At 66.6% G+C, this 18,692-nt stretch carries 19 protein-coding genes; 3 read left to right on the top strand and 16 right to left on the bottom strand.

Annotated elements, in window-relative coordinates; translation table 11 throughout:
- Positions 1 to 30: 30 nt before the first annotated feature.
- The 7 genes from E3T47_RS15280 to rpsB form a co-directional block, all read right to left on the bottom strand.
- The gene (locus E3T47_RS15280; RefSeq protein ID WP_241982304.1) at positions 31 to 597 is read right to left on the bottom strand and encodes an aggregation-promoting factor C-terminal-like domain-containing protein; all 567 of its coding nucleotides are present in this window, start codon (positions 595 to 597) and stop codon (positions 31 to 33) included.
- Positions 598 to 744: 147 nt separating this feature from the next.
- Positions 745 to 1,473: a DivIVA domain-containing protein gene (locus E3T47_RS15275; protein ID WP_134556895.1), complete on the bottom strand. Its 729-nt coding sequence runs from the start codon at positions 1,471 to 1,473 to the stop codon at positions 745 to 747.
- 47 nt (positions 1,474 to 1,520) lie between these two features.
- Positions 1,521 to 2,534, bottom strand: coding sequence for a phosphatidate cytidylyltransferase (locus E3T47_RS15270; RefSeq protein ID WP_134556894.1), 1,014 nt, complete (start codon positions 2,532 to 2,534; stop codon positions 1,521 to 1,523).
- Between the two features lie 9 nt (positions 2,535 to 2,543).
- Complete coding sequence (gene frr, locus E3T47_RS15265; RefSeq protein ID WP_092108831.1) at positions 2,544 to 3,098, bottom strand: ribosome recycling factor; 555 nt, start codon at positions 3,096 to 3,098, stop codon at positions 2,544 to 2,546.
- A gap of 30 nt (positions 3,099 to 3,128) precedes the next feature.
- Positions 3,129 to 3,851, bottom strand: coding sequence for a UMP kinase (gene pyrH / locus E3T47_RS15260; protein ID WP_134556977.1), 723 nt, complete (start codon positions 3,849 to 3,851; stop codon positions 3,129 to 3,131).
- Between the two features lie 167 nt (positions 3,852 to 4,018).
- On the bottom strand, positions 4,019 to 4,846 hold the full coding sequence (tsf, locus tag E3T47_RS15255; RefSeq protein WP_134556893.1) for a translation elongation factor Ts: 828 nt from the start codon (positions 4,844 to 4,846) through the stop codon (positions 4,019 to 4,021).
- Positions 4,847 to 4,855: 9 nt separating this feature from the next.
- Positions 4,856 to 5,809, bottom strand: coding sequence for a 30S ribosomal protein S2 (rpsB, locus tag E3T47_RS15250; RefSeq protein WP_134556892.1), 954 nt, complete (start codon positions 5,807 to 5,809; stop codon positions 4,856 to 4,858).
- A gap of 361 nt (positions 5,810 to 6,170) precedes the next feature.
- On the opposite strand from rpsB, the gene E3T47_RS15245 reads away from it, so the two are divergent.
- Positions 6,171 to 6,731, top strand: a complete 561-nt coding sequence (locus E3T47_RS15245; RefSeq protein ID WP_134556891.1) for a murein hydrolase activator EnvC family protein — start codon at positions 6,171 to 6,173, stop codon at positions 6,729 to 6,731.
- A 56-nt stretch (positions 6,732 to 6,787) separates the two neighbouring features.
- On the opposite strand, the gene E3T47_RS15240 is transcribed toward E3T47_RS15245, so the two are convergent.
- From E3T47_RS15240 to E3T47_RS15230, 3 genes are read right to left on the bottom strand one after another with little or no spacing between them, the layout of a single operon-like run.
- Positions 6,788 to 7,780, bottom strand: coding sequence for a tyrosine recombinase XerC (locus E3T47_RS15240; protein WP_134556890.1), 993 nt, complete (start codon positions 7,778 to 7,780; stop codon positions 6,788 to 6,790).
- A gap of 37 nt (positions 7,781 to 7,817) precedes the next feature.
- A complete protein-coding gene (locus E3T47_RS15235) occupies positions 7,818 to 8,735 on the bottom strand; it encodes a phosphodiesterase (RefSeq protein ID WP_134556889.1) in 918 nt (305 codons plus the stop codon).
- Positions 8,736 to 8,789: 54 nt separating this feature from the next.
- Positions 8,790 to 10,118 (bottom strand): YncE family protein, encoded by a 1,329-nt coding sequence (locus E3T47_RS15230; protein WP_134556888.1) that lies wholly within the window; start codon positions 10,116 to 10,118, stop codon positions 8,790 to 8,792.
- A gap of 116 nt (positions 10,119 to 10,234) precedes the next feature.
- Between E3T47_RS15230 and E3T47_RS15225 the strand changes: the two genes are divergently transcribed.
- Positions 10,235 to 11,713, top strand: coding sequence for a pyridoxal phosphate-dependent decarboxylase family protein (locus E3T47_RS15225; protein WP_134556887.1), 1,479 nt, complete (start codon positions 10,235 to 10,237; stop codon positions 11,711 to 11,713).
- A 15-nt stretch (positions 11,714 to 11,728) separates the two neighbouring features.
- On the opposite strand, the gene dprA is transcribed toward E3T47_RS15225, so the two are convergent.
- From dprA to E3T47_RS15205, 4 genes are all read right to left on the bottom strand, one after another.
- Positions 11,729 to 13,051, bottom strand: coding sequence for a DNA-processing protein DprA (gene dprA / locus E3T47_RS15220; protein ID WP_134556886.1), 1,323 nt, complete (start codon positions 13,049 to 13,051; stop codon positions 11,729 to 11,731).
- Positions 13,048 to 14,583 carry a YifB family Mg chelatase-like AAA ATPase gene (locus E3T47_RS15215; RefSeq protein ID WP_134556885.1) on the bottom strand — a complete coding sequence of 512 codons (1,536 nt, stop codon included), beginning with the start codon at positions 14,581 to 14,583 and terminating at the stop codon, positions 13,048 to 13,050. Before E3T47_RS15215 ends, dprA begins: the two co-directional genes overlap by 4 nt.
- Entirely contained in the window at positions 14,583 to 14,939 is a 357-nt protein-coding gene (locus E3T47_RS15210; protein WP_134556884.1) for a YraN family protein, read from the bottom strand. The genes E3T47_RS15215 and E3T47_RS15210 overlap by 1 nt, the downstream gene beginning before the upstream one ends.
- Positions 14,940 to 15,196: 257 nt before the next feature.
- Positions 15,197 to 16,336, bottom strand: coding sequence for an alcohol dehydrogenase catalytic domain-containing protein (locus tag E3T47_RS15205; RefSeq protein ID WP_422386505.1), 1,140 nt, complete (start codon positions 16,334 to 16,336; stop codon positions 15,197 to 15,199).
- A 39-nt stretch (positions 16,337 to 16,375) separates the two neighbouring features.
- Between E3T47_RS15205 and E3T47_RS15200 the strand changes: the two genes are divergently transcribed.
- Entirely contained in the window at positions 16,376 to 16,831 is a 456-nt protein-coding gene (locus E3T47_RS15200) for a nitroreductase/quinone reductase family protein (protein WP_134464779.1), read from the top strand.
- On the opposite strand, the gene E3T47_RS15195 is transcribed toward E3T47_RS15200, so the two are convergent.
- Both E3T47_RS15195 and E3T47_RS15190 read right to left on the bottom strand, forming a co-directional pair.
- Positions 16,828 to 18,300 (bottom strand): glyceraldehyde-3-phosphate dehydrogenase, encoded by a 1,473-nt coding sequence (locus E3T47_RS15195; RefSeq protein WP_134556883.1) that lies wholly within the window; start codon positions 18,298 to 18,300, stop codon positions 16,828 to 16,830. The two genes, E3T47_RS15200 and E3T47_RS15195, sit on opposite strands and share 4 nt — an antisense overlap.
- A gap of 65 nt (positions 18,301 to 18,365) precedes the next feature.
- Positions 18,366 to 18,689 carry a DUF2469 family protein gene (locus tag E3T47_RS15190; protein ID WP_022886464.1) on the bottom strand — a complete coding sequence of 108 codons (324 nt, stop codon included), beginning with the start codon at positions 18,687 to 18,689 and terminating at the stop codon, positions 18,366 to 18,368.
- Positions 18,690 to 18,692 lie beyond the last annotated feature (3 nt).

The following is an 18,692-nucleotide window of genomic DNA, read 5'->3' as shown; positions in this document are numbered from 1 at the left end:
CCCGGCACCCGCGGGCTTCGAGAACCTGCCCTAGTACCAGCCCGAAGCCTGGGATTTGCCCCACGCCCCGCACGGCGTGCCGTAGCGGCCCGTGATATAGCCAAGGCCCCACTCGATCTGCGTGCCGGCGTTCGTGGCCCAATCATCGCCAGCGGTCGCCATTTTGGAGCCGGGGAGGGCCTGCGGAATTCCATATGCCCCACTCGAGCTGTTCTCGGCGTTGACGCGCCAACCGGACTCCTTCTGCCAGAGCGAGACGAGGCAGCTGTACTGGTCTTCGCCCCACCCTCGAGCCGCAACGGCGTCGTAGGCATACGCCTGGGCCGAGCCCGGATCGGGCACGGCTGCGGACGGGGCCGTGAAGCTCTGCTTCTTCTCCACGGCGACCACGACGGGAGCCGGCTTGGGCTTCTCGGTCACGGCGTAGCCATCGCGAGTGATGGTGTTGGTATAACCGTCGGCCACGAGTACGACCTGGGCCGGACCATCATCGGCCGTGCTGCCGGCAATTTGAAAGTACGGAGACGCCGTCGCGCCCGAGTACGGATCGACCACGGTGACGAGCACGAAAGCGCAGGCGGCGGTGAATCCAAACAAAAAGTGCGCCGGCTTCACCCTGGACCGGGTACGACGAACGAATGGCCGTGACGCGGCCGGTACGGTGTCGATTGCCTTCAGATGCCTACCCATCAACATACGACCCTAGCCGACAATTTTGATAACAGCCAAGTAACGGTGTTCAAATCAGCGAACCGCGAGCATGACGTCGACGACACTGTCCAGCACGAGGTCCACCTGCGCTTCCCGGTATCCGCCCCGTTCAGGGCGAAAAACGGCGGTCCGAACCTCATCGACCGTGAGCTCACGACCATCTTGAAAATACTTGACCAGTTTGCTGGCGAGACGATCAACATCCACTCGCCTGTAGCCGACCGCCAACACGCTCGCGCGCGTGAAACGGTGACCGGCCGCGCGGCTGAGCCGGGCAACGAGCACATCGGCGGTGCTCTCGGCTTCCGCCATCCACGCCTGTTCTCCCCCGGCGTGGGTCGCCTGAAAACGTTCCCGGGCCGCAAAGGCGTCTTCTAGTCGTTCGAGGGCCGCATCAACGTGTTCGGGTGAGTATCCGCCCTTGTGCATTGCAAAGGCGGTATGACGGATGCCTTCGGCCGTCAAGGCAAGCCCGCTGCGGCCCCCTTCGGCCTCGGCCTTCTCCGCGACGATGGCCTGGATGGCGTCGGTGCCCTCTTCGTCGTCGGGCGTCGACGCCACAGGGGTGGCGGAGTCGGTGTCGGAGGCGATCTCGTCGACGGATGCCGCGACTCCGGTATCGGCGTCGAGGTCATCGTCAGCGGTGTGGTCCTGCTGGTCCGGCTGGTCGTAGTCGCGGCGGGCCGCAGCCAGGAACGTTTCGACCTGGCCGACGTTGTAGCCGAGCGACTTTTTGCCCACTCGGGGAAATATGGTGCTCATAGTCTCATTGTCTCGTGCGCGGTTCGGGCGGGAAGAATCGGGCGGTCTCACGCGAAGACCAGGTAGAGCGCATAGGCGGCAGCTGCCGACGGCAGGATCGAGTCCAGCCGGTCGAGAAAACCACCGTGACCGGGAAGCCAGGAACTCATGTCCTTGATGCCGAGGTCACGTTTGATGAGCGATTCGGCCAGGTCACCAAAGGTGGCGGTAAGCAGGATGACCGCCCCGAATATCAGTCCAAACCACCACGGTTGGTCGAGCATGAAGATCGAGAGCAGAACGCCGGCGATCATACAGACCAGGCCGGCGCCGATGAAGCCTTCCCAGGTCTTCTTGGGGCTGATCGAGGGCGCCATCGGATGCTTGCCGAAGTTGAGCCCGCTGACGTACGCACCGGTGTCGGCAGAGATCACCAGGATCAGAAAGGCGAGGGTCCACCACTGGCCGTGGTCCTGGGCCACGAGCAACACGGCGAAGCTCGCGAGAAAAACGACGTAGACCTGAATCAGGATGCCGCCACCCACGTCGCCGATGACGGAACGGGCCGAGGCACGATGTAAGGGAATCACCAGCAGCGCCAGTCGCCACAGGGCGATCAACACGACGCCGCCGAGCATGACGAGCCACTGGCCGGTCGCCTCGCCGTAGAACGCGGCCGGAACGATCGCGACCGCGGAGATGATCACCGGGATGCGCGGCACGTTGCGCCCGGCATGCCGCAGTGCCTGCGCGAGTTCAAAGGCGCAGAAGGCGACGATCACGACCGCGAAAATCATGAACAGCTGTTTGATGATGATGAGGCTGACCAGCATGGAGCCGCCGAGCACGAGCCCGATCAGGATGGCCAGGATGAGGTTGCGCCCGGTGCGCGCTTCGATGCGCTCGCTCGTCGCATCGAGTTGGGCGCGCGTGGCCTGCACCTGGCGTTCAAAATCGGCCTTAGTACTCTGCACCTGGCGTTCGAAATCAGCGCGCGTCGTTTTCACCTGCGCCCGAAATTCCGCGCGACTGACACCGTGACCGCGTTTGTGCCGCTGGTCATTCCCCGGTTTCTCGGTCATCGGAGGTCCCTAGATCTCGAGGAGTTCGGCTTCCTTGCGCTTGAAGGCGTCGTCAATGCCGTCCACGTGGCTCTTGGTGATCAGCTCGAGCTCTTTCTCGGCACGACCGACCTCGTCGTCGCCGACCTCGCTCTTGAGCGCGTCGAGTTCATCCTTGGCCTTGCGGCGAATGTTGCGCACCGAGATGCGGGCATCCTCTGCCTTGGCCTTGACGATCTTCACGAATTCCTTGCGACGTTCCGTGGTGAGTTCGGGGAGGGTCGCCCGGATCGTGGTGCCGTCGTTGCCGACGTTCGCACCCAGGTTCGGGGTGTCGCGGATGGCGATCTCGATGTCGCGCAGCGCTGCCTTGTCGTAGGGGCCGATCAGCATGGTGCGCGCTTCCTGGTTTTGCAGCGACGCCAGCTGTTCCAACGGGGTCAAAGTGCCGTAGTAGCTCACCAGGATCTTTGCGAACATCTGCGGGTTCGCACGACCCGTGCGCACGGTGCCAAAGTCGTCTTTGGCGGCCTCGAGGGCCCGGTTCATGCGCGCAGTGGCGTCGGAAAGAACATCCGCGATCACGGTGACTCCTTTATTGGTGGTGGAATAATTCTAGTTGGAGACGCGGGTGCCCAAATCGGTGCCGAGGATGGCGGCCGTGACGTTGCCCTCTGGCGCCATGCCGAACACCTGCATGGGCATGTGGTTGTCCATGCACAGGCTGAACGCAGTGGAGTCGACCACCTTGAGGCCGCGCTGGAGGGCATCCTGGTAGGTGATGTGGTGGATCTTCTGGGCGTCGGGGTTGGTGCGGGGGTCGTCGGAGTAGACGCCGTCGACGCCGTTCTTAGCCACGAGCACGACGTCAGCGTCGATTTCGAGCGCGCGCTGCGCGGCCACCGTGTCGGTGGAGAAATAGGGCAGCCCGGCTCCGGCACCGAAGATCACGACGCGGCCCTTCTCCAGGTGCCGCTCAGCACGCCGCGGAATGTACTGCTCGGCGACCTGGGTCATCGAGATGGCGGATTGCACCCGCGTCTCGGCTCCGGCCTGTTCGAGAAAGTCCTGCAAGGCGAGGGCGTTCATGACGGTGCCGAGCATGCCCATGTAGTCAGCGCGTCCGCGGTCCATTCCTCGCTGGGAGAGCTCGGCGCCGCGAAAGAAGTTTCCGCCACCGACGACGATGGCCACTTCGACCTGCTTGGCGCCTTCGGCGATCTCCCGGGCCAGCGAGCTGACCACATCCGGATTGACACCGACGGCGCCGCCGCCGAACGCCTCGCCGGACAGCTTGAGGAGCACGCGTCGCTTCTTGACGACGGCGGCGGTGCTCATCGGGCTGGTGTGGGTCATGGGCGTGCTGGCCGTGTCAGTCATGTCGTGCGGGGCCTTCCGAGAGGGGGGTGCTACCAAACTACCAAGTGCGCAGCGTGCGCCCCGCTTGGGACGCACACAAAACGGAGGCCGGATCGCTTTCGCAATCCGACCTCCGTCATTTTTTGTTAGGCGCCGACCTTGAACCGGGCGAAGCCCGATACGGTCAGTTTTGCGTCGTCCAGAACCTTCGCGACAGACAACTTGTTGTCCTTGGCGTAGTCCTGTTCGAGCAGTGCGACCTGCTTGAGGTACGCCTTGACGCGTCCCTCCACGATCTTGGGCAGTGCCGCTTCCGGCTTGCCCTCGTTCTTCGAGATCTCGGTGACGATCTTACGTTCGGTCTCCACGAGCTCAGCAGGAACATCGCTCGCCGCGAGGTACTCAGGGTTGGCGAACGAGATGTGCTGGGCGACGCTGCGAGCGGTCTCCACATCTGCACCGGAGAAACCGAGAACGACGCCGACCTGCGGGGGCAGATCCTTGCTGGTCTTGTGCAAGTAGATCGAGAACGACTCGCCCGTGACGACGGCAACACGACGAAGTTCGAACTTCTCGCCGATGATGGCCGCTTCACCGTCGATGAGCTCGGCGACGGTCTGGGATCCGACCGGCGCGGCCAGTCCGGCCTCAACCGTGGTCGCCCCAGCGACGGCAATCGCGTCGAGAACCTTGTCGGCCAGGACAACGAACTTGTCACCCTTCGCGACGAAGTCGGTCTCGCAAGCGAGTTCGATCATGTACGCGGTCGTGCCGATTTCCTTGGCAGCGACGAGTCCCTCCGAGGTGGAACGGTCAGCGCGCTTGGCGTTGCCCTTGGCACCCTTGAGACGCAGGATCTCGATGGCCTTATCCATGTCGCCGTCGGCTTCAACGAGGGCATTCTTGGTGTCGACCATTCCGGTGCCGAGGTTCTCGCGAAGAGCCTTGACGTTTTCGAGAGTGAAGTTTGCCATACGGGTTCCTTACTTGGTCTCGTCGGCGACGACGGGCTCGTCAGCGACGGCGGCCAGAACGGCGGCAACGTCGGAGTCGGCGACGGCATCGGCGATGGTGGGCTCCGCAACGACGGCCTCGTCGGCGACGACGGCCTCGTCGGCGACGACGGTAGCGTCGGCAACCTTCTCGGTCTCGGCAGAGGACTGCGCGGGGGTGGTCTCCGTGTCGGAGGCCTGGAGCAGTTCAGCTTCCCACGCGGCGAGGGGCTCGACTTCGGCCTCCGGCTTGGCGTGGCGCTGGATGAGGCCCTCGGCTGCGGCGTCCGCGATGATGCGGGTCAGCAGGCCAACGGAGCGGATGGCGTCGTCGTTGCCCGGGATCGGGTACTGCACGTCGTCAGGGTCGCAGTTGGTGTCGAGGATGGCGATCACGGGGATACCGAGCTTGCGCGCCTCGTCAATGGCGAGGTGCTCCTTGTTGGTGTCCACAACCCACAGCGCAGACGGGGTCTTCGTGAGGTTGCGAATTCCGCCGAGGCTCTTGTGCAGCTTGATGAGCTCGCGCTTCTTGATGAGCATTTCCTTCTTCGTGAAACCGCTCTTGGCGGTGTCTTCGAAGTCGAGCTCTTCCAGTTCTTTCATGCGAGCCAGACGCTTGGAAACGGTCTGGAAGTTGGTGAGGAGCCCACCGAGCCAGCGCTGGTTGACGTAGGGCTGGCCCACGCGCTGCGCCTGCTCAGAAATGGATTCCTGGGCCTGCTTCTTGGTGCCGACGAAGAGGATGGTGCCGCCGTGGGCAACCGTCTCCTTGACGAAGTCATACGCCTTGTCAACGAACCCGAGCGACTGCTGCAGGTCGATGATGTAGATGCCGGAACGTTCGGTGAAGATGAAACGCTTCATCTTCGGGTTCCAACGGCGAGTCTGGTGCCCGAAGTGCACGCCACTGTCAAGCAGCTGGCGAATGGTTACGACGGCCATGTGCCGTACTCCTGTTCTGGTGCGGGCTTGAAAAGCCCCACCAATCGGTTTGTGCGATGATCGGTTGATCAAGGCTCCTGGTGCCCGGCACACGTCCGCCCTGTTCACACAAGATTCTCTGTGCAAGAATCTGGCTGTACGGGACCGATTGGACATGGCGGCCAAATGGGCACGCGTAGTCAGCGCACGAAGCGCTGCTAGATGTAGCGTATCACCGCCGGGGGTGCCGGTGCGACCGGGTGGCTGGGTGTCCCCTCCCGCTCCCAACGCGCCGTGTCCTGCACAGGCCTGGATCGGTGGGGAAGTACACGAATCCACTCGACGTCGCGCCACAACTGGGAGCGGGCGGCAGGGTGGGAGCATGCAGAATTTGCGCGCGCTGGCGGCATCCGTTTTCATCATCGGAATCGTTGTTCTGGGAGCCGGGTCTGCAACGTGCGCAGCCTTAACCCGGCCGCCGTCGGGTGCCGCCGCCGCCACAGCGGATGCCTGGCGCTGGCCGCTCTCGGAACCACACCCCGTGACCCGGGACTTTCTGGCACCGGCGTCAGCCTACGTGGGAGGTCATCGGGGAATCGACCTGGCCGCCGAGGCGCATAAGCCCGTGCTTGCGCCGCACGACGGAGTGGTGTCGTTCGCGGGGCGGGTCGTCGATCGGCCGGTGCTGTCGATCAAGCAGTCGGGTGACGTGATCGTGACGGTTGAGCCGGTCGACGCCGTCGTCGTGGAGGGAGAACGGGTGCGCGCGGGGCAGGTGATCGGCATCGTGGCGAGCGGCGGACACTGCCCGCCCGGGTGCCTGCACCTTGGAGTACGCCTGCACGGGTCCTACGTCTCCCCGCTGCAATATCTCGGGAATCTGCCCCGCGCCGTTCTGTTGCCGGCGGTGCCGCATGCCTGGGCACCGACGCGCGGCCCCTGATGGCCCGATGCATTCGGTGGCACTACTCAACCGCGGCCGGGCCGCTCTCGGCCGGGTCAGGCCCGCGGATGGGCAAGCCCGTAGCTCGCTTTGAGACGTTCCGCAGAAACGTGGGTATAGATCTGGGTGGTGCCGAGACTGACGTGCCCGAGAAGCTCCTGCACCGCGCGCAGGTCGGCCCCACCGTCGAGCAGATGCGTGGCGGCCGTGTGGCGCAGGGCGTGCGGCCCGGCCGGACCGGTGCCAGGAACCGTTTCGAGCAGCGCGGCCACGAGGCGGTAGACCCCGCGCACGCCGAGTCGCCGGCCCTGCTTGCCGAGAAAGACTGCCGTGACCTTCGAGACCGCAGCGTTCGATCGGGCAGCCGTCGTCGGTGCGACTTGCACCGCGCCAGCCTGCACTGCCCCGGTTGGCACGGGCACCGCGGTGCCCGCCGCGAGTGTCTGCCTGGCCTCACGCAGATAATCGACGAGGGCACGCTGGGCCGGAACCCCGAACGGAACCACGCGTTCCTTCGCGCCCTTGCCGGTCACCCGCACGGTCAACCGGTCCAGGTCGACGTCGGCGAGATCGAGGCCGACCAGCTCGGACACGCGCAGTGCCGAGGCGTAGAGCAACTCGACGATGGCGAGGTCTCGCAGCGCTGGCGCCCCTCCTCCGTCGGCCCGGGCCGCCAGCAAATCGAGCAGATCCGTCATCTTGGTGTGTGTGATGACGCGCGGCAGGGTTCGTCCCGGCTTCGGCGAGCGCAGGCGAGCCGCCGGGTCGATGCTGTCATCGTGGCTCTGAGCGAGCCAGGCAGTGAAGCTCCGAGCCGACGCCGACCGCCGGGCCAGGGTGGCCCGGGCCAGGCCGGCTTGGGTGGCCGCCCAGAGCCATTCCCGCAACAGTTCCAGATCCACGTCAGCGGATGCCGTCGCCCCCCGGCCGGCCGCAAACCCGGCCAATTGGAAAAGGTCAGTGCGGTACGCCCGCACCGTGTGGGCTGAGTAGCCCCGCTCGGCGCTGAGGTAGACCAGAAACTGGTCGATGTCGTCGCTCAGAAGCACGGGATCACTTTCTCTGGCTCATCGTTTGGCGCCGCCGTCAGCGCTGCCGCGAGAAAGCCTGTCGGCGGCCCTCGGGCGAGAGTGCAGCCAGCTCGTCGACGTAGTCGGCGGAAAACTGCGTGACGGCGGTGAAATCGCCGATCGGCAGCTGGGAGTGGGTGATCTGGTCGGCGTAGACGTGCACGAGATTGAGCGTCTGGCCGCCGTTCATCCCCCTGAGCTCACGGTCGGGTGCGCTGAGATCCATCGTGTAACAGGTAGCCGCGGCAACCGACACCGGGATGCCGGCGAAGAGGCCCTGGGTGGAATAGTGCAGGTGCCCGCCGAGAATTGCCCGAACATCGCTGCCGTCGAGAACGGCGGCCAGTCGTGGCTGGTCCTGCAGCTCGAGCACGCTCATCAGTGGCAGCGGTGTGGGAATCGGAGGGTGGTGCAGCGCCAGAATGGACCCGCGGCGGGCCGGGTGCGCGAACAGCTCGGCCAGCCAACTCAATTGCTCCTCGGTGACTTCACCGTGGTGATAGCCGGGAACGCTCGTGTCAAGGGCGATGATGCGCAAGCCGTCCAGGTCATGCACGTGGTCGACGGGGTACTGGTCAGCGTAGTCGTGAGCAGCGGGTGCTTGGCGAAGCAGCTCGGTCCGAAAGGGTTCGCGCTGGTCGTGGTTACCCATCACCCAGATGATTTTGGCCTCCCACCGGGCGGCGGCGGTCTCGACGATGCCGCGAATGCGGCGGTAGGCATCCGCTTCGCCCCGATCGGCCACATCGCCGGTGAGGATGAGGGCGTCGGGGCGGATGCCCGAGCGGTGCAGCTGCTCGAGGGCGTGGTGCACGGTGTGGTCGGTGTCGACGGAACCGTAGAGCGCCGCGCCATTCGCTAGAAAATGGGTGTCACTCAGGTGCACCAGAAGCATATCGGCGGGCGCGTACTGGCCCAGTTGCACGGCTGCCATGGATCACCTCTCATCAGGTCTCCACACTACGGGCACCCGCCGACACACATTTCGTCAGAACACCGGCAGCACCGAGACCGTGTTCTCGCCGGAATTGGTAATGCCAACCTTGCTGCCGTCGGGCGTGACGACCAGGCTCGACGGGTCAAGCCCCACCGGGATGCGGCTGAGTACCCGGTTGGTGGTCGTGCTGACCGTCACGATGGTGTTGTTCTCCGTCGACAGGACAAAGAGTTTCGACCCGTCAGGGCTCACCACCAGGCTGCTCGGTGCGTTGATGGCGATGCTGGCCCGCACCCGGTTCGTCGCGATGTCGATGACCTCGACGGCATTGGACGGCCCGGTGAACAGGTCACGTCCGAGACTCGCGTAGACCGTCTTGCCGTCGGGCGACGGTGCCGACGCGATCGGCGGGTGCGAGGTGGTGAACTTCCCCAATGGCGCCTGGGGTGCTGCCGTGTCGATGATGATCACGCCGTAGTCGTCCCTATTGCTCAGGTAGACCTTCGTCTGGTCTGCGCTCGGTGTGAGTTCACCCACCGGGGCGCCGGTAAAGATCGGCTCGGCGAGGGAGCGGGTTGCGATGGTGGCCACCGTGATGTCGAACAGTGAGGGCGAACCGCTGATGAAGAGGGACTTTCCATCGCTTGTGGCCACCAGGTCGCCGCAGGCACCGGTCGGGAAGGAGTAGGCGACCGTGTTCGAGGCGATGTTCAGTGCGTAGATTTTTTCGTCGCCGCAGGAGCTCACAAACACCTGCTTCTGGTTGGTCGATACCGCCAACGCTATCGGACTGCCGCCCACTGGAATGGTCGCGACGACTTTGCCGGTCGCGATACTAACTACCGAAACGGTGCCCGAACCAAAGTTGGCGACGTAGGCCCAGCGGCCGTCGGCGGTCACCACGAGCTCGCGCGGGTTGGCACCGACAGCAATGGTGGCTGGGGCGACCGGCCGGGTCGGGGCGCTCGTCTTCGAGACCGTCTGATACCCGGTCTTCGTGCCGGTGACGGTCACGGTCACGCGTTTTCCCACCTGGGTGTTCGAGGGTGTGAAAGTGGATGCGGTGGCGCCGGGTACCGCAACACCGCTCACCTTCCAGCGGTAGGACAGCGCTACCGGGGCCGGTTTCCAGGTTCCCGGCGAGACGGTGAGGCGCCGGCCGGCCTGCGGCGTGCCGGTGATCGTCGGGACCGGGCTTGCGGTGAATTGGCTGGCGGCGGGCTGGCTCGCGCTGGACCGGCTCGCGTGCACAGAGTTGGGTGCGCTCGTTGCGGAAACCGCAAACGCCGCCGGCGCGGAGGCCAGCACCGCTGCTCCCAGGGTGAGCACCGAGACTGCAAAGCCCAGGCGTCGGCGATAGAGGCGTACAGGTGCGCACATGGCATCCACATTTCTTAAATTAGGCGAAAGGGTCGGGGCGACTGGCGATGTTTTGGGTCACTGTAACCCCGTCCCGAACCGGCGACAAGGGCAGACCGGCGGGCTATCATGGCGGCATGTCTGCCCAGCCGGACGCCTACACCGAGGCCCTTCGCCGTGCGCTGCTTCACGCTCATGCCTGGCTTGCGTCATTACCCTCCCGCCCAGTGGGCCCCCGCGTCGACGCCGATACCCTCGCCGCCCTCTCGGTCGGCCCGTTGCCCCCATCGTCGTGCGCTGCGGCCGACGTGATCGATGAACTCGCCGCCTTCGCCGAACCGGGACTCATGGCGATGCCCTCCGGCCGGTTCTTTGGTTGGGTCATTGGGGGAACCCTGCCCGCCGCGCTCGCCGCCGACTGGCTGGTGACCGCGTGGGACCAGAACGCCGGAATGCGCTTCGCCACTCCCGCGGCCGCCGTGCTCGAGGAGATTGCCGCCGGCTGGCTTCTCGATCTGCTCGGGCTGCCACCGGGAGCGGATGTCGGATTCACCACGGGCGCGACGATGGCCAATTTTGTCGGTCTCGCCGCGGGACGGCAGTGGGTCCTGGAGCGGGCCGGATGGGACCTGGACCGGGACGGCCTGGCCGGTTCGCCGCGCGTGCGGGTTTTCGTGGGGGCGGAGCGTCACGACGTCATCGATCTCGTACTGCGCTACCTCGGCCTCGGGGCACCCATCGTGGTCGACGTTGACCAGCAAGGACGATTGCGGCCGGACTCCCTGGCCGAGCTACTGGACGCCGGTTCCGGCCCGGCCATCGTCTGCCTGCAGGCTGGCAACCTGCATTCCGGAGCATCAGACCCGATGGGTGTGGCGATCGACGTGGCACACCGGCATGGAGCCTGGGTGCATGTCGATGGAGCCTTCGGCCTCTGGGCGGCGGCCAGCCCGCGCTTCCGTGATCAGGTGACCGGCCTAAACGGTGCTGATTCCTGGGCGACGGACGCCCATAAGACACTCAATGTGCCCTACGACTGCGGTGTGTCGATCGTGTCCAGGCCCGAAGTCGTGCGCAGGGTGTTCGGCGTGCACACGAACTATCTGGTGGCGGCCGACGGCACTCCCGGCAACCTGGGGCCTGGTGATCCATTTGAGAAGGTGCCCGAGCTGTCCCGCCGGGCCAGGGGGGTTCCGGTCTGGGCGGCGCTCCGATCGCTCGGCCGTGTCGGCACGATCGCGCTGGTGGACGGTCTCGCAGCGAATGCGCGTGACCTCGCCGACGGCCTGCGTTCACTACCGGGGGTCGAAGTGCTCAACGAGGTGGTGTTCACCCAGGTGTGCGTGAGCTTCGGCAGCGATGAACGCACCCGGCGGGTGGCACAGCAGCTCATCACCGACGGTTCAGCCTGGATGTCGGGGTCGCGCTGGCACGACCGGGAAATTCTGCGCATCTCGGTGAGTAACTGGTCGACGGATGCCGCAGACATAGCGCTCTCCCTCGCCGCGGTGGCGCGGGCCTGCGCTGTCGTTGACGCTGCCAGTGTCGAAGTCGAAGATGTACGCCGTGCGGCCAAACCCCGGCACCCTGACCCTGCGACCAACGATCGGGACTGAGCCTTTCTCCGTGCCCTACAGCCGGCGCACCCAACCGGCCTCCCGCTCCTGAGCGGCCCCGTCGAGATCGAGACCGCCGAGGGCGCCGCGCACGGCGGCACCGGACAGCCCGGCGCGCCGCGACAGGTCGGCGACCGTGCGCGGCGAGCGCCCGCTCAGGGCGTCGAACACGCGTACCTGGTCGCTCGTGCGCGGTATCGGCCCGGGGCCGGCGTCGCTGTCCGGAAACTCCAGCGGCACCTGGATCGACTGCTCGCCGACCAGTTCGGCCATCTCGGTCGGGTTGGTCACGCAGACCGCGGCGAATTCGCGGATGAGACGGTGGCACCCGGCGGAGGTGGGGCTTGTGATCGGCCCGGGCACGGCGCCGAGCGGACGGCCCAGCGCCGAAGCGTGACCAGCCGTGTTGAGCGACCCGGACCGCCAGCCGGCTTCGAGCACGATCGTCGCCGAACTCGCTGCGGCGATCAGTCGATTTCTCTGCAAAAAACGCCATTTTGTGGGCGCTGCCCCGCAGGGCAGCTCCGACACGACGGCTCCGCTCGCCACGATGCGGGTGAGCAGGGAGTCGTGGCCGCTCGGGTAGAACCGGTCGACTCCCCCGGCGAGAAAGGCCACGGTTATGCCGTCGCTGGCGAGCGCGGCCCGGTGGGCCATCCCGTCGATGCCGTAGGCGGCACCGGAGACGATGGCGAAACCGCGGTCGACGAGCCCGGCCGACGCTTCCATGGCGATGTGTTCGCCGTACCCGGTGGCCGCCCGGGCCCCGACCAGCGCGATCGAGTTGGGTAGCGCGGCGAGGGCGCCGGGCACCCCGCGCCACCACAACGCGAGCGGTGCATGCTGCTCGAGGTCGTCGAGCGCAGAGGGCCAGAGGGCGTCCGTGGCCAGCAGCAACCGGGTCTGCAGACGGGCCGCTTGCTGCAGCGTATGGATGACCTCGTTCGAGTTGAGCCGCGGCCGCCACCGTTGCAATCCCAGGTCGAGGGCCTGTTCCAGCTCGGCGCTGGTGTCGGCATCCGCTTCGGTGGTATCTGGGCTTGGGCTGGCGGCGAAGACCAGGTCGGGGCTGCCCGGCTCCTCGCCGAGTGCGTCGCGCACGAGCGCGCCGAGGTGTACCGGGCTCCAGGACTCGAGAATGGCGGTCAGGGCCACGCTCGCGCCGAGGCTCGCTACGAGCAGACCGGCGGTCCCATCACCGGGTTCGGCGAGGCCCGACCAGGCGGCGCGGGCGAACACTTCGCCCGCGGTGGCCGGGTCGTCGTCTGCCGGCAGTCCGCCGCGCACGCCCGCAGCGAGCGCACGCACCCGGGTCTCGTCGAGACCGAACAACGTCATGATGTCATTCCTTTACGTAGGTACAGGGCCTGGCCGACCTCGTCGGGGCCTGGGAGGGTGAGACCGTCATAGTCGGCGAGGGTCCAGGCGATGCGCAGCACCCGGTCGTAGCCGCGCATGGTGATGCCGCCGCGTTCGAGCGCTCGATCGAGGCCCGCTGTGGTGCTCGGGGCCAGGCGCACCGGCGCACCGCGCAGCCACGGGCCCGGAACCTGGGAGTTCAGGGTCCACGGTGTACTGCCGAGCCGCTCGGCCGCTGCCGCCCGCGCGGCCACGACCCGCTGCCGGGCGGTGACGCTCGTCATCCGCTGCGTTCCGGCAGAGACGCGCAACTGGGCGGCGGTGATTCGCTTGACGTTGAGCTGAATGTCGATGCGGTCCAGCAGCGGACCGGAGATGCGCGCAAGGTAGCGGCGGCGCGCGTTCGGTGGGCAGGTGCAGCTGAGGTCGCCCGCCCCAAACTGCCCGCACGGGCACGGGTTGGCAGCCATCACCAGCTGAAACCGGGCCGGAAAATGGGCGACGGCGTTGGCCCGGTGAATGCTGATCCAGCCGGATTCCAGCGGCTGGCGCAGGGCGTCGAGCACCGGGGAGGCGAATTCGGGGGCCTCGTCGAGGAACAGTACGCCGTGCGAAGCCGCCGACGCGGCCCCCGGTCGAATCTGGCCGCCGCCACCGCCGACCATGGCTGCGGCGGTCGCGGTGTGGTGCGGCGCTTCCCACGGCGGCCGGGTGATCAGGGCTCCGCCCAGTCCGAGGCCGCTGAGCGAACGCAGGGAGCTGACCTCGAGCGAACTGGCCGGGTCGAGGTCGGGCAGCAGGCCGGGAAGGCGGGCGGCGAGCATCGTCTTGCCGGCGCCTGGCGGGCCGAGCAGAAACACGTGATGCCCACCCGCGGCGGCGATCTGCAGGGCGAGGATGGCGTCGTCGTTGCCGATCACGTCGGCCAGGTCGGGTTCAGCGGTCGCGCTGCCGGGCGAGACTGCTGCCAGGATCGGCTCGACCGGTTTCGGCTCCAGCCTGGCGCCGTGGAAGATCGCCGCCTCGCGCAGGGACGCGACACCGATCACTCGGATGTCGGGCACGAGTCGGGCCTCAGCCTCGTTGCCGATCGGCACCATCACCGTGTCGTGCGCGAGGCGGGCGGCGGTCATCACCCCGGGAAGGATGCCCGGGGTCGGTCGCAGCCGACCGTCGAGGGCGAGTTCGCCGAAGTGCACGACAGTGTCGACCGAGGCTGCCGAAATGGTGCTGTCGGCGGCGAGACAGGCCAGCGCGATCGCGAGGTCGAAGCCGGCACCGTGCTTGGGTAGTGCTGCGGGCGACAGATTGATGGTGAGGCGGTGAACGGTGAGGGGGCATCCGCTGTTGGCGGCTGCGGCACGCACCCGCTGGGTGGCCTGGGAGAGGGCTGCGTCGGGCAGCCCGATCAGGATCATGCCGGGCAATTGAGCCGAGATGTCGGCCTCCACCTCGACCAGGGCACCGGTCAGCCCCAGCAGCGCCACGGCGTGGGTGCGGGCGATGCCCATCAGAACACGCCCTCGAGGTGTTCGATGATCGGTTCCTGGCCGGCCGGGGCGATGACCGCCACGACGTCGAGCCGGATCTGGCGCGGCCACCGCTCGGCCTGTACACACCAGGCGGCGGCGAGGCGACGCATCCGGGCAAGCTTTCTCACGGTGATGGCTTCAAACGGATGCCCGAATCTCAGGCTGCTGCGCGTCTTCACCTCAACGAAGACGACCGCAGCGCCGTGCTGCACGACGAGGTCGATCTCCCCCTCTTTACACCGCCAGTTGCGGGTCAGGATGGTGTAGCCGGCGCACTGAAGGAAGCGCGCAGCCTGCTCTTCGCCGAGTTTGCCGAGTACATCTTTGCGCGCCACGAGTGCCTCCGAGAACCAGAGTGACCGCTGCCAAGCCATCGAGGTCGTGCCGCGGTCACACTGGTGGACAACACCGCCGCGGACGCCGCTGTGCAGGAGGCGGCGCCCTGTCAGACGCCGAGCAGGAGGCGGCGCCCTGTCAGACGCCGAGCAGGAGGCGGCGCCCTGTCAGACGCCGAGCAGGAGGCGGCGCCCTGGAGCGCACGGCGCGCTGCGGGACAGAGTTGCACGCGGAGCGTTGCGCTTCGCGCGACCCGCTACTCGGCGTGCAGCACGAATAGGCGGCGCACGATGTCGCCGGCCACGAGGGCGTCGAGGCTCTCGTTCAGGTCGGTGACGGGTCGGGTGTCGGTGTGGAGCAGTTCGACCGGCAGTCGGCCGTCGCGCCAGAGCTGAAGGTAGGCAGGAATGTCCCGGTTCGGCACGGAATCGCCCATGTACGAGCCGAGCAGCCGTCGCCCGAGCCCCGCGAATTGCAGCGCCGGTGTCGTGATGGTCTGCTCGGGGTGCGGCAGGCCGACCGAGACGAGGGCGCCGCCACGGGTGAGTAGCGCCAGGCTCGCCTCCATCACGCGGGCACTGCCGACCGCTTCGATGGCGAGGTCGACGCCGTCGCCGGAGTGCGCACGCACCAGCTCGGCTGCCTGCTCGGGCGATCCGGCGTGGTGCGCGCCGCAGCGGAGGGCCAGCGCCTGCTTCTCGGGCAGCGGATCGATCGCGATGACGGTCGTGCCTTGCACCTGCGCGGCCGCCATCACGGCCATCAGGCCGACCGCGCCCAGGCCGAAGACGATCACCGACTGGCCGGGGGCGAGGGCACCGGTGTTGAGCACGGCACCGATGCCGGTAAGGGCAGCGCAGCCGAACATGGCGGCGACGTCAAAGGGAACGTCCTGGTCGATCGGGACGACCGACTCGCGGGCGACGACCGCGTACTGCGAGAACGCCGACACGCCGAGGTGATGGTTGATGCGCTCCCCCGCGCTGCCGGCCAGCACGGCCGGGCCGTGCAGCAGGTCGCCGGTGGTGTTGGCCTCCGCGCCGCGATGGCAGAGCGCGGGGCGCCCGGCGAGGCAGGCCCGGCAGTCGCCGCAGCTCGGCACGAAGACCAGCACGACCCGGTCGCCCACGGCCAGGTCATCGACGCCGTCGCCCAGCGCGGTGACGGTACCGGCGGCTTCGTGTCCGAGTGCCATCGGCAGGGGGCGAATGCGCGAGCCGTCGATGACCGAGAGATCCGAGTGGCAGAGACTGGCGCGTTCGATGCGTACGAGTACTTCGCCGGTGCGCGGCGCGGGCACCGGAATCTGCTCGAGCGTGAGCGGGCGGCTGTCGGCGTAGGGTCGCGTAGAGCCGGATTGGCGAAGAATCGCGCTGAGCATCGTTGCTGGAATCATTCTTCCAACCTAACGCCCACTAAGGCGTACGCTGAGCGTATGAAAATGCGCGACCGGGTGACCGACCTCGGCATGCGAACGATGAACGGCGTGCACCGGATGGTGCTGGGCCTGTCGGGCGGACGCCTCGGCTGGACCATCCGCACCATGCAGACGGTCGAACTGCACACGACCGGCCGGACTACCGGAAAGCGTCGGTCGACGATGCTCACGGCGCCGGTGCACGAGGACGGCCGGTACGTGCTCGTAGCCTCTAAGGGCGGCGACGACCGGCATCCGTTCTGGTATCTCAACCTGGTGGCGCAGCCCGACGTGGAGCTGACCATTCGCGGGGTGACGCGGCCGTTTCGGGCTCGCGCCGCTTCATCCGTTGAGAAGGCTGCGCTGTGGCCGCGCATCGTCGCCGCCTACCCGGGATACGGCACTTACCAGGGCAAGACAGAGCGTGCGATTCCGGTGGTTATTTGCGAGCCGCGTTTGACGAACGACCGTTAGGCGACCGGCTCGAGCGTTTCGGCGAGGATGGCCGGGAAGATGGGCGCGTGCGCGCCCGACATCTCTTCGAGCACCCGAATCACCTGGCAGCTGTAGCCGTATTCGTTGTCGTACCAAACGTACAGCACGGCTTTCTGGTCGGTGACGATTGTGGCCAGGCCGTCCACTATGCCGGCGCGGCGCGAGCCGAGGAAGTCGCTCGAGACGACTTCGGGCGAGTCGATGAAGTCGATCTGGCGGTGCAGCGAGGAGTGCAGCGACATGGTGCGCAGGTAGGTGTTGAGTTCGTCCTTGTCGGTCGCGCTGGCAAGGTTGAGGTTGAGGATGGCCATCGACACGTCCGGGGTAGGAACACGGATCGCATTGCCGGTCAATTTGCCGGCCAGTTCGGGCAGGGCCTTGGCGACGGCCTTCGCCGCACCGGTCTCGGTGATCACCATGTTGAGCGCCGCTGAACGGCCTCGACGGTCACCGGAATGGAAATTGTCGATGAGGTTCTGGTCGTTCGTGAACGAGTGCACCGTTTCGACGTGCCCGTCGATGATGCCGTAGCGGTCGTTGATGGCTTTGAGCACGGGGGTGATCGCGTTCGTGGTGCAGGACGCCGCGGTGATGATGCGGTCGCTCGTCAGGATGTCGGTGTGGTTGATACCGTGCACAATGTTCTTCAGCACGCCCTTGCCTGGCGCGGTCAGCAGAACCCGCGCAACGCCGGGGCACTTCAGGTGCTGCGACAGGCCTTGCTCGTCGCGCCATTTGCCGGTGTTGTCGACGACGATGGCGTCGTGGATTCCGTACTGTGTGTAGTCGACGCTGGCCGGGTCACCAGAATAGATCACCTGGATGAGCGTGCCGTTTGCGAGGATGGTGTCGTTCTCCTCGTCGATGGTGATCGTGCCCTCGAACGGGCCGTGCACCGAGTCGCGACGCAGCAGGCTGGCACGCTTGACGAGGTCGTTGGCCGACCCGCGACGAACGACGATGGCGCGCAGGCGCAGGCCTTGGCCGCCGCCGGCGTGTTCGATCAGGATGCGCGCGAGGAGCCGGCCGATGCGGCCGAAACCATAGAGCACGACGTCGGTGCTCGTGCGTCCGTCGAGGCCATGCTGGTCGACGACGTCGGCGAGTTCGACGCGCAGGTATTCCTCGAGGGTGACCCGGCCGTTCTGCTCACGAAAGCCGAGGGCCAGGCGGGCGAGGTCGAGGGACGCGGCGCCGAGGCCCAGGCCGTCGACTGCCTGCAGGATCGGGAGGGTCTCGTCGAGCGGAAGCTCGACATCCGCTATGTGGCGGGCGAAGCGATGGGCCTTGAGCAGGCCGACGACCGACTTGTTGACCAGGCCGCGCCCGTAGACGCTCGTCACGACGGAGTTGTCACGGTAGAGGCGCCCGATCAGGGGAATCATCGCCTCGGCGAGAGCCTCGCGATTGCTCCACGTTGCACGGGCACGATCGACGTCCTGGATCACAGGGTTGCCTTCCTAAACCTTCGTCGGTTAGTTGGTCCGGCTACCCGCGGTCCCGGAGTACTTCCTTATTCGTCGAGCGCAAGTTCCTTGGGGAGTTCGAAGTCTTTCGACGCGAGTTCTTCCACGTTGACGTCCTTGAAGGTCAGCACGCGCACCGATTTCACGAATCGGTCGGAGCGGTAGACGTCCCAGACCCAGACGTCCTTCATGGTCAGTTCGAAGTAGAAGTCGTGTTCCGTGTCGCGGCGAACAAGTTCGACCTCGTTCGCGAGGTAGAAGCGTCGTTCGGTCTCGACGACGTACTGGAACTGGCCAACCACGTCTCGATATTCCCGATACAGGGCCAACTCGACCTCGCGGTCGTAGTCCTCGAATTCGTCTTCTTCCATGGT

Origin of the sequence: Cryobacterium ruanii (assembly GCF_004404055.1) — a bacterium.
GTDB lineage: Bacteria > Actinomycetota > Actinomycetes > Actinomycetales > Microbacteriaceae > Cryobacterium > Cryobacterium ruanii.
The sequence above is the reverse complement of the archived record's forward strand: the minus strand, read 5'-3'. Positions and strand labels throughout refer to the sequence as shown.